9 protein-coding genes and 1 rRNA gene are annotated in these 10,692 nt (G+C 69.9%); 6 read left to right on the forward strand and 4 right to left on the reverse strand.

Going from position 1 to position 10,692, the window contains the following annotated elements; all coding sequences use genetic code 11:
* Positions 1 to 113: 113 nt before the first annotated feature.
* Both ACGFT1_RS34555 and ACGFT1_RS34560 read right to left on the reverse strand, forming a co-directional pair.
* Entirely contained in the window at positions 114 to 1,115 is a 1,002-nt protein-coding gene (locus ACGFT1_RS34555) for an NlpC/P60 family protein (protein WP_373912940.1), read from the reverse strand.
* Between the two features lie 91 nt (positions 1,116 to 1,206).
* Positions 1,207 to 1,986, reverse strand: a complete 780-nt coding sequence (locus ACGFT1_RS34560; RefSeq protein WP_373912941.1) for a serine protease — start codon at positions 1,984 to 1,986, stop codon at positions 1,207 to 1,209.
* A gap of 552 nt (positions 1,987 to 2,538) precedes the next feature.
* Here ACGFT1_RS34560 and ACGFT1_RS34565 point away from each other — a divergent pair.
* The 6 genes from ACGFT1_RS34565 to ACGFT1_RS34590 all read left to right on the forward strand — a co-directional run bounded on the left by ACGFT1_RS34565 (position 2,539) and on the right by ACGFT1_RS34590 (position 9,766).
* Complete coding sequence (locus tag ACGFT1_RS34565) at positions 2,539 to 2,847, forward strand: hypothetical protein (RefSeq protein ID WP_016436843.1); 309 nt, start codon at positions 2,539 to 2,541, stop codon at positions 2,845 to 2,847.
* A gap of 171 nt (positions 2,848 to 3,018) precedes the next feature.
* Positions 3,019 to 3,846, forward strand: a complete 828-nt coding sequence (locus ACGFT1_RS34570) for a hypothetical protein (RefSeq protein WP_373912942.1) — start codon at positions 3,019 to 3,021, stop codon at positions 3,844 to 3,846.
* The gene (locus ACGFT1_RS34575; protein WP_373912943.1) at positions 3,836 to 5,164 is read left to right on the forward strand and encodes a hypothetical protein; all 1,329 of its coding nucleotides are present in this window, start codon (positions 3,836 to 3,838) and stop codon (positions 5,162 to 5,164) included. The genes ACGFT1_RS34570 and ACGFT1_RS34575 overlap by 11 nt, the downstream gene beginning before the upstream one ends.
* Entirely contained in the window at positions 5,161 to 6,717 is a 1,557-nt protein-coding gene (locus tag ACGFT1_RS34580; protein ID WP_373912944.1) for an SCO6880 family protein, read from the forward strand. The genes ACGFT1_RS34575 and ACGFT1_RS34580 overlap by 4 nt, the downstream gene beginning before the upstream one ends.
* Before the next feature lie 14 nt (positions 6,718 to 6,731).
* On the forward strand, positions 6,732 to 8,144 hold the full coding sequence (locus tag ACGFT1_RS34585) for an ATP-binding protein (RefSeq protein WP_373912945.1): 1,413 nt from the start codon (positions 6,732 to 6,734) through the stop codon (positions 8,142 to 8,144).
* Positions 8,145 to 8,155: 11 nt separating this feature from the next.
* Complete coding sequence (locus ACGFT1_RS34590; RefSeq protein WP_373912946.1) at positions 8,156 to 9,766, forward strand: type VI secretion protein; 1,611 nt, start codon at positions 8,156 to 8,158, stop codon at positions 9,764 to 9,766.
* A gap of 10 nt (positions 9,767 to 9,776) precedes the next feature.
* Here the strand turns inward: ACGFT1_RS34590 and ACGFT1_RS34595 are convergent, their stop codons facing one another.
* Together ACGFT1_RS34595 and rrf are read right to left on the reverse strand one after the other, a co-directional pair.
* Positions 9,777 to 10,376: a GNAT family N-acetyltransferase gene (locus ACGFT1_RS34595; RefSeq protein WP_373912947.1), complete on the reverse strand. Its 600-nt coding sequence runs from the start codon at positions 10,374 to 10,376 to the stop codon at positions 9,777 to 9,779.
* 237 nt (positions 10,377 to 10,613) lie between these two features.
* Positions 10,614 to 10,692: ribosomal RNA gene (gene rrf, locus ACGFT1_RS34600) — 5S ribosomal RNA — on the reverse strand; the annotation flags it as partial.

The following is a 10,692-nucleotide window of genomic DNA, read 5'->3' on the forward strand; positions in this document are numbered from 1 at the left end:
CAACAGGAACGCACAGCCACCATTCATACGTTCCACTCTCCACCGAATGATCACGCAGACGTTATCGAAGAGAGATTCATCGCCGCAGCTCAGGGGGTGGGTTCACGCACGGTTCACACCCTTGTGGGGAGTGCTTTTGCGCCATCTTCGGTGACCCTGGTCGCCCCGAAGTAATCCGGGGTGTCGATGGGGTCGAACCGGATCACGGCACCCGTCCTCGGCGCGTCGATCATGTACCCGCCGCCGACGTAGATACCCACGTGCCGGATGGCCCGGGAGTCGGTCAGATTGTCCGAGAAGAACACGAGGTCGCCGGGGAGCAGCTGGTCCCGCGAGGGGTGCGGGCCGGCGTTGTACTGGTCGTTGGCCACCCGGGGCAGGGTGATGCCGACCTTCTCGTACGCGGCCTTCGTCAGACCCGAGCAGTCGAAGCGTCCGCCCTGGTCGGCGGTGCCGTTGCCGCCCCACAGATAGGGCGTGCCGAGCCTGCTCTGCGCGAAGGCGATGGCGCCCGCAGCCGCCCGGGTCGGGTCCAGCCGGCTGACCGGCGCGGCGAAGCTCTCCTCCAGGCTGCGGATGCGCCGGACGTAGTTCCGCGTCTCGCTGATGGCCGGGACCCCGCGCGCCCTTATGACGCGGTAGGCGCCCGCGTTGTAGGCGGCGAGCATGTTGTCGGAGACGTTGCCGGGGACGTCCTTGACGTACTTGGCGAGTTCGCAGTCGTACGACGCGGCCGACGGAATCGCGTCATTCGGGTCCCAGATGTCCCGCCTGCCGTCGCCGTTGCCGTCGATGCCGTGGGTCGCCCACGTGCTCGGGATGAACTGGGCGATGCCGCGGGCGTCGGCCGGGCTGACCACCGTCGGGTTCCACCCGCTCTCCTGGTACAGCTGGGCGGCGAGCAGCGCCGGACTGAGCGCCGGGCACAGGTTGCCCCACTGCTGCACGAGCGACTTGTAGGCGGCCGGCACGGCGCCCTTGGCGAGCCCCCGGGCACCCGAGGTCGCCCCGTTGACCAGGTTCCCGGCCACGATGTACACCCCGACGACGAGCAGCATGACGAAGCCCATGCCGAGCGCGACGGCCGCCCCACCGAACACCCATACCTTCCGCACGGTTCAACTTTCCCCCATGCGGACCCCGTTCAAGGCCATTTGGACGCGAAGTGGCGCCATTTCACAGCTGGACCGCCCGGCTGACGCCTTCTCAGGACACCGAGGCCGCGTCCCGGTACAGCTCGGCCGCCTCGGTGCCCAGCACCACGCTGTAGGAGACGTCTGCCGTGTCGCCGCCCTGCTCATGGCCGCCGATGACACCGACGACCTGGCCGTCACCGTTGACCCAGGGACTGCCGCTGGTGCCGCCGGTGAAGTCCGGGCACGTGATGCGCTGCTGCGTACTGCTGTGCGATGCCGGCCGGTCGGTGCAGCTGATGGGCGCCTCGCGGGAGTCCGGGTAGCCGGTGACGGTCACGGCGGTGGCACCGGTGGCCACCCCGGCCGCGAACCGGTTGGCCCCGACGACGTCCTCGAGTCGCTCACCGTCACGCTCGGCGACGGTGGCGAAGGCGACGTCACTGTCCTCGTCCTGGCCGCCGGTCCACCCGTCCGGCAGGAACCGCCGCGTCACCTTCCACACCCCGAACGGCGTCCGGCCGTCCCGGTAGCCCGGCGCGAACACCAGGTCGCCGTCGTCGCCGTCCACGCAGTGCGCGGCGGTGACGACGAGGTCACCGCGCGGACTGTGCACCACCGAGGCGGTGCAGAAGTGACCGCCGGACGGCCTGCCCGCCCGGTCCGCGCCGAACAGCGCCCCGACCCGCGCGCTCTGGCGGGTCGCGACCGCGTCGGCCGTGACCTCCAGCGGCCCCCGCCCGTCGTCGGCGGCGGCCACCGACGCCGAGGTCAGCGCCAGCAGCACCACCGCGCCGAGCAGCGCGGGCCGGGAGGTGACCGAGATGCGTGAGATGCGTGAGATGCGCTTCATCAAGCCCCACTCTGTCCCACGAAGCTGTGAAACCCGCTCCGACATCACTGTGATTCTCCTGTGAACACCAGCTGTCCCGCCACCGCAGAACCGAAAACCCGAGGCCACCAGCCCGACGCACCCATTCGCCGCCCTCGCCCGCCACCTCGCCCGGCGACCTGATCGAACGTACGACCGATAGCCGACAACCATCCCCGGCCACCTACCCCACGAAGACCACGTCAGTCAGGTCCGCCAAGCCCTCGCCCCCACCACCCGTGAGAACATCGGCACGGGACCACACCCGACCGGCCGTCAGAAACCGCGCCACGAAACGCGACCGGCCGTGAAGGAGGTCAACGACCGCACCACACGCCGGGTTCCGCTCCGACCTCGTTGCCCGGGGTGACCTGCCGTGATACACAGAGTGACCGTGCGGGCCATTCGCACGAAACCCGCCAGTCAATGACGCCAAGTCGACATACGTAGGCGACGTTGTCGGCGACAATGAGGCCTGACCTCTGCACACCGCAGAGGCACACGCGGAACTACCCACCAGGGGCGGTGACTTACATGCTCTTTGCGGCCGACAAGGGAGACATCAACACCATCATCGGCGGAATCGCTCCGGACTGGGGCCCCTTCGGCAGCCTGGGCAACGAGGCCAAGGTGATGATCGAGGTGGTCATGGCCGTGGCCATCCTCCTCTGCCTCGGCCTCGCGGTATGGGGCGCGGCGAAGCAGCGCATCGGCGCCACGGCCCTGCGGGACACCTTCAGCGCGGAGCAGGGCAAGGGCCTGATCATCGCCGGCCTCACCGGAGTCTTCATCATCGGCTCCCTCGGCACCCTGTTCACCATCGTGTACGGCATGGCGGTGTAGCCCCTCCCCTCCCGGGCACGCCCGGCCACGGCCATCCCCTCCACCCCACCCACCCGTCGTGCCCACCGGCTGAGGTTGCGTTTCCCTGATGTCGAGTCACCACACCGCGCCCGCGCGGGAACCAGCACGGCTACCGTCGTATGTCTACGAGGTGGAGGGGGCGTACGCGGCATGAATCCCGGAGACGAACAGAGCTACACCGACTACGGCGACACCGGCCACACCCGGACCCGCCTACCGGAGAACGACCCCTACGGCGGCGCCCCCCGCCGCCCCCAGCGCTCCTCCTCCAAGAGCCTGGTCACGGTGGTCGGCGTGGTAGTCCTCCTGATCGCAGCCATCGCCTTCGCGAACAGGGGGGACGACACGCCCACGGACACCGCCACCACCAAGGGCTCCCGCCCCCAGACCTCCTCGACAGCCCCCTCAGGCACCCACCCCGTCGGCACCAAGACCACAGGCATCCCGTCGAACTTCCCCCGCACGGAACAGGGGGCGCAGAGTGCGGCGGCGAACTACGCGGTAATTCTGTGGTCCGACAGCATGGTCGACACTCTCAGCCGACACAGCATCATCGACGCAGTCGCCGATCGGAGCGCCGCGAATCGACTCCGGTCTGTCTTCGACGCCAACTATTCGGCTGCCTTCCTCAGAAATGTCGGCCTCAATCCCGATGGCAGCGCCCTCAAGGGCGACACCTTCGTCGACCGCACGCTACCGGCCGGCACGAAGATCACCTCGTACAGTGCTGAGGCAGCGACCGTCGAAGTCTGGTGCAACACGCTTTTCGGCCTGGCCGGTGAGAGCTCGAACAACCCCGTGACAAGCGGCTGGTCAACCGTGACCTTCAAGCTGAAGTGGAACGGCAGCGACTGGAAGGTTTTGGAAACCAGTCAAAAGACAGGCCCGACCCCGATCACCGGAGACAATCCCGTCTCCGGTGCCGATGAGATCGGCACGGCGGTCAAGGAGTTCGGAGGGTTCACGTATGCCCGATAGCCCCCAGCGTGTGCTCAAGCTCGCCGGACTGGTAGGCGGCGTACAGATCACCACAGTGCTCCTGGCCGTACAAGCGTTCGCGGCTCCCTCGCCCACACCATCTCCGAGCAAGAGTGCCGACTGCTCCCTGCTGGCGCCCCCCGCACGAAAGTACTGCGAATCCGGCGGCAGTTCCAAAGGCGGGGGACTGGGCACCAACAACCCCCTCACCGACACCCTCGACCCCCTCTCCTCTCTCGCGAAAGGCTGTGCCGACGCCGCCGCGTGGACCATCGGCAAGCTCAGTACCGCGGTGAAGGAAACCGCCAACGTAGACTTCACCAACGCGAAGTTCCTTCAGCAGTACGCCGTCGTCTTCGCTGCCTCCACGATCCTCACCCTCCTCCTGTGGCTCCTGGCCGTGGCCAAGCGGGCCGTCCGCGGTGTGCCGTTGACCACCGCCATCTCGGAGGCCATCGGGTTCCTGTGGCTGACGGTGCTCGCCTCCGCCTTCACGCCCCTGATCCTCTACACGGTCGTGTCGGCGACGGACGGCGTGACGGACGTCCTCGCCAAGGCCACCGGCGACCAGACCGACACGTTCTTCGGCACCTTCTCCGGCGCCCTGAACAAGGGCACCGACATCGGCGGCGGCCCCATCATGCTGATCGTGGTCTCCCTGGTCAGCATCCTCGCCGCCGGCATCCTGTGGCTGGAGCTGGTCATCCGCGCCGCCCTGCTCTACGTCGGCGCCCTCCTCGGCACCGTCGTCTACGCCGGCCTGGTCGACAAGAACCTGTGGGGTCACGTACGCCGCTGGGCCGGCATCATGATCGCCGTCATCCTCGTGAAACCGGTCATCGTGATCGTGCTCGGCCTGGCCGGAGCCCTCTCCGGCGCCAACGGCCCCGACGCCTTCTCCGCCGTCGTCTCCGGCCTCGCCATCATCCTGCTCGCCATCTTCGCCAGCGCGATGATCTACCGTTTCGTCCCCGGCTTCGGCGACGAGATCGCCGGCTCCCGCAGCAACCGCATCATGCAGGGCGCCGAGGGCAAGGCCGCCGCCGTCATCAGCTCGCCCGCCACCCTGGTCGCCCAGGGCATCAAGACCCACAGCACCCGAGCCGACAACAACGGCGGCGGAGGCCAGTCCGGCGGCGCCCCGCGCCCGGCCAACCCCCTCACCGGCGGTGTCGCCGCCCACAGCAGCCGCACCCCGACCGCAAGCTCCGGCGGAGCCGTCCCCTCCGCCGCCCCCGCGCCCCGCGCGGCCAGCCCGGTCAACACCCCGCACGCAGGCAACACCCGCAACAACCGCTCAGGAGGTGAAGGGCGTTGACGACCGAGTCCCATCTGTCCCATCCGATCACGCCCCGCCGTACGTATCTGATCGGCCGCGCCCGGCCCAACGCGATCGTCGGCCGGAACCGCGAGTCCGGCGAGATCGCGCTGATCGTCATCGGCGCGTTCCTCGGCATGATGTGCGGCCTCCTCGTCCCGGTGCTGCCCCTGCGCATCGTGCTGCTGACCGGCTTCCCGCTGCTCGCGCTCGCCGCGGTCTACGTGCCGTACAAGCGCCGCACCTTCTACAAGTGGTTCGAGATCAACCGCAGCTACAAGCGGACCGTCAAGCGGAACGCTCACTACCGCTCGACCGTCATGGAGGCCGGCACCAACCTCGACGGACGCGAGGTCGAGATCGGGCCTCCCCCCGGCATCGGGCGCATCAACTGGCTCGCCGCCCCCTTCGGGCCCGACGAGATCGCCGTACTGCTGCACGCCGACCGCAAGACGGTCACGGCCGCCATCGAGATCGAGGGCCCGGGCGTCGGCCTGCGCGACTCCGAGGACCAGGAGGCCCTCGTCGACCGCTTCGGCACACTGCTCAAGCACGTCGCCAACGGGGACGGCTTCGTCACCCGGATCCAGATGCTCGCCCGGACCCTGCCCGCCGACCCGGACGCGCACGCCAAGGACGTCACCCTGCGCGGCGACGACCGCTCCCCGGACTGGCTCCAGCGGTCCTACGACCAGTTGCAGTCCATGGTGTCCACCAGCAGCGAGCAGCACCGCGCCTACCTCGTCGCCTGCATGCACTACACCCGCGACCTGGCCGCCGAGGCGAACGCCATGGCCCGCGCCGTCCGCGCCCGCGGCACCAAGGTCGACCGGGACGCCGGGCTCGCCGTCGTCATGGCCCGCGAGCTGACCGACATCTGCTCGCGGCTCCAGGAGGCCGACATCCGCGTCCGGCAGCCCCTGGGGCAGGGCCGGCTGGCCTCCCTCATCCACTCCATGTACGACCCCGACCACCCCATCGACCACATCCAGGCGATGACCAAGCGCAACGCCTGGCCGGCCGAGCTGGACGCCATGGAGCCCACCTTCCTCCAGGCCAAGACCCGCGAGTCCCGCACCCGCGCCCCCTGGTGCCACGCCACCGCCTGGGTGAAGGAGTGGCCGATGACGCCCGTCGGCGTCAACTTCCTCGCCCCGCTGCTCGTCCACACCCCGGACGTCATCCGGACGGTCGCCGTGACGATGGACCTCGAACCCACCGAGGTGGCCATCGAGCGCATGCTGACCGAGAAGACGAACGACGACGCCGAGGCGTCCCGAGCCGCCAAGATGAACCGCACGGTGGACCCCCGGGACATCGCCGCCCACAACCGCCTCGACCAGCGCGGCGAGGACCTCGCCAGCGGCGCCGCGGGCGTCAACCTCGTCGGCTACATCACCGTCTCCTCCCGGTCCCCCGAGGCCCTCGCCCGCGACAAGCGCACGATAAGGGCCTCCGCCGGCAAGTCGTACCTCAAGCTGGAATGGTGCGACCGAGAGCACCACCGCGCCTTCGTGAACACACTTCCGTTCGCCACCGGCATCCGAAGGTAGGGGCTGATTCGCCGATGCGGGACCCGCTGTCCGTCCTCACCGAGGCCTTCACCTCCTTCCTCTTCGGAAAGGTGGAGACGACCCGGCTGCCGGTGCGCACCTCCACGGGCCAGGCCCAGGCCGTCTACCTGCCCACGGCCGCGCCCGGCCTCGGCGACTCCGGCGTCATCATCGGCCGCGAGGTCTACTCCGGGAAGGGATACATCTACGACCCCTTCCAGCTGTACGGCCAGCAGCTCCCGGCCCCGCACTGGCTCGTCCTCGGCGAGTCCGGCAACGGCAAGTCGGCGCTGGAGAAGACGTACGTCCTGCGCCAGCTGCGGTTCAAGGACCGCCAGGTCGTCGTCCTGGACGCCCAGGGCGAGGACGGGGTCGGCGAGTGGAACCTGATCGCCGAGGAGCTGGGCATAACCCCCATCCGGCTCGACCCGACGGCCGCCCTGAACCACGGGATCCGGCTCAACCCCCTGGACCCGGCGATCACCACCACCGGTCAGCTCGCGCTGCTCCGGACGATCGTCGAGGTCGCGATGGGCCACGGCCTGGACGAACGCTCCGGCTTCGCCCTCAAGGTCGCCCACTCCTACGTCAACGAGACCATTCTCGACCGTCAGCCGGTCCTCACCGACATCGTCGAGCAGCTACGGCACCCCGAGCCGGAGTCCGCCGAGGCGATGAACGTCGCCATAGATGACGTACGCGCCTGGGGCCTCGACGTCGCCCTGGTCCTGGACCGGCTGGTCGACGGTGACCTGCGCGGCATGTTCGACGGCCCGACCACGGTCGGCATCGACCTCGACGCCCCGCTGATCGTCTTCGACCTCTCCCACATCGACCGCAACTCCATCGCCATGCCCATCCTCATGGCGATCGTCGGCGTCTGGCTGGAGCACACCTGGATCCGCCCCGACCGGAAGAAGCGCATCTTCCTGGTCGAGGAGGCCTGGCACATCATCAACAGCCCGTTCGTGGCCCAGCTGTTCCAGCGGCTGCTGAAGTTCGGCCGGCGGCTCGGCCTGTCCTTCGTGGCCGTCGTCCACCACCTGTCCGACGTGGTCGACGGTGCCGCCGCGAAGGAGGCGGCGGCCATCCTGAAGATGGCGTCGACCCGCACGATCTACGCCCAGAAGGCCGACGAGGCACGCGCCACGGGCCGGGTGCTGGGCCTGCCCAGATGGGCGGTCGAGATCATCCCGACGCTCACTCCCGGCATCGCGGTCTGGGACGTCAACGGCAACGTCCAGGTGGTCAAACACCTGATCACGGAGACCGAACGCCCACTGGTCTTCACCGACCGGGCGATGACCCAGTCCTCCAGCGACCTCGCGGCCGACGAGGCCCTGCGCGCGGCCGAGCTGGAGGCCGAGCAGCGCGCGGCGGCCTTCGTGGAGCAGCATCTGGGCGACTCCGAGTCGACGGTGGCGTAGGGAGGGGCACGGTGAGACCGGACGACCGCCGTGACAGCCGCGGGGAGGGCCGGGGCGGCGGCATCCCCGACGGGCTGCTGGTCGGCATGCTCGCGTTCCTCCTCGGCATGACCCTGCTGGTGTGGACGGCCACGGGTCTGGCGGCCCGGTTCGCCCAGGGCGCCTGGCCCCACGGCGTCACCTTCACCCGGACCCCCCTCGCCATGCGGCACCTCATCGCCCGGCCCCACGACATCACCGGCGCCTGGCCGGACACCCCACCGGCCCAGCTGTCCGGCTGGGGCCTGTTCTGGGGCCTGTTCATCGGCCAGCTGATGATCCTCTTCGTCCTCACCGTGTTCGTGATCGGCACGGTGACGCGATGGCGCGCGCGCCGGGCGACGATCAGACACGGTGGACCGAGGGACGACGGGGCCCGGGTCAGCGGACCGGATGCCACAGTCACTCCGGCCAAGGGACCCGTCGTCCCCAAGGGAACCCTCGTCCCCGAGCCCATGACGACGAGTCCCACGTTCGAGGTTCCGGCGCCGGCCCCCGCGCCAGCCCCCGCACCGGCACCCACACCGCCGCCCCCGCTCACGGCCGCACCCGCCCCCACGCACGACATCCCGGCGCCTCGCAGCGAGCCCGCGCCGCAGGGGGCCGGCCCCCTGCCGGCCGGCGCCGCGCGCACGGGCCTTGGGGGAGCCTCCCGTACCGACGGCCCGGTGCTCTACGGCACCCCCGCGGCCCGGCAGCCCGCCGCGGTCCAGGCCATCCGGGACGCCGCCGGCCCCACCCTCGTCGTCACGTCGAACCCGGCCCTCTGGGCGGAGACGAAGGACGCGAAGGCCAAGCTGGGCCCCACTCTCCTCTACGACCCCGCGCACCTCTGCGACACCCCGGCCCGCCTCCACTGGTCGCCCACGGCGGGCTGCGCGGACAGACAGACGGCGCTGCACCGGGCGACAGCCCTCCTCGCCCCCGTACGGCCCACCGCCAGGATCGACCAGGCCGTGGCCGACACGGCGACCACCCTCCTGCGCAGCTACCTCCACGCCGCCGCCCTGGAGAACCGCACCATCCGCCACGTCCACCGCTGGGCCCAGGGCACCCAGGTCCAGGACGCGGTACGGACGCTGCGCACCCACTCCAAGGCCGCACCCGGCGCCGCGGGCGAACTCGAGGCGGCCCTCACCGCGCACCCCGAACGCCGGGACATCGCCCAGGAGCTGACCGGCAGGGCCCTGTCCGCCCTCCTCACGGTCAACATCCGCGAGGCGTGCACCCCGAACCGAACCGACGCCCTCGCCCTGGATTCCTTCGTCCACGAGGGGGGCACACTTTACGTGGTCGGTGAATCCATCGAGGACCCCAGGAGCAACCCGGGCGCGATGCCGCTCCTGACGGCCCTCGTCTCCAGCGTGGTCGAGCACGGCCGGCGCATGGCCGAACGGTCATCCTCCGGTCGGCTCGACCCACCACTCACCCTGGTCCTGGACGACGTCGCCGCCGTGGCGCCGTTCCCCGAGCTGCCGGTGCTGCTCGCCACCGGAACCGACCAGGGCCTGCCGACGCTGGCCCTGCTCCGCTCCCGCGAACAGGCCCGCTCCCGCTGGCCGCACCAGGAACTGCCGGTCTGAAGACGCCGGCCTAAGCGGGCGGGTTCTCCGCCTGCCGGTCCAGGACGAACTCCAGCTCGTTCTCGGACTCGTCGTGGGAGAACGCGACGACGAGTCCGCTCGGCACGAACCCCACCTTGCGGTAGGCGCCCTGTGCCCGCACGTTGTCCTCGTGCACGATCAACCGGATCCGCTCGGCCCGCTGCTGCCAGGCCCAGTCGACAGCGGCGGCGAACAGCGCCTCGATCAGCCCGTTCCCGCGGTGTTCCGGCCGTACGTACACGCCCACGGCGTGTCCCTGCCGCCGCTCGACCGGACAGCCGGCCCAGTCCTTGGTCCCGGCCTCCTCGATGAGCACGGCGACGGTGCCGGCCCACGTCCCGTCCGGCGCCTCGGCGATGAACTGCTGGGACGTCGTCGATCCCACACCTGACCGGACGGCGCGGTCCTGCCAGAAGTGGTCCGGTCTGCCGGAGGCCTCCTCGTAGGTGTCGAGGAAGGCGATACGCGCGGCCGGATCCCGCAACGCGTCGAGCCGCAGCTGCCGGACAGCGGCCCACTCGTCGGGACGTATGGCACGGACGGTGTAGTCGTCCCTGGTCAGGTCAGGTGCACCGGTAGGGCTGGTCATGTGGTCACCGTAGACGACCCCTTGTCGGTGGCACCCCGTATTTTGACCGGCATGACCACACTCAACGATCGGCCCGGCACCGCGGTGGCCGTCATCGACGTCCAGAACGACGTGGTGGCCGGCGCACACCGGCGGGACGACGCCATCGCGAACATCAACTTCTGACGGCCTTCATCCGTGGTCGGGATAAACGCAGAAAACCCCCGCATCGAAGATGCGGGGGTTTTCCCAAAAATTGTTCGGCGGTGTCCTACTCTCCCACAGGGTCCCCCCTGCAGTACCATCGGCGCTGTGAGGCTTAGCTTCCGGGTTCGGT

Source organism: Streptomyces sp. Y20 (assembly GCF_043195475.1).
Lineage (GTDB): Bacteria > Actinomycetota > Actinomycetes > Streptomycetales > Streptomycetaceae > Streptomyces.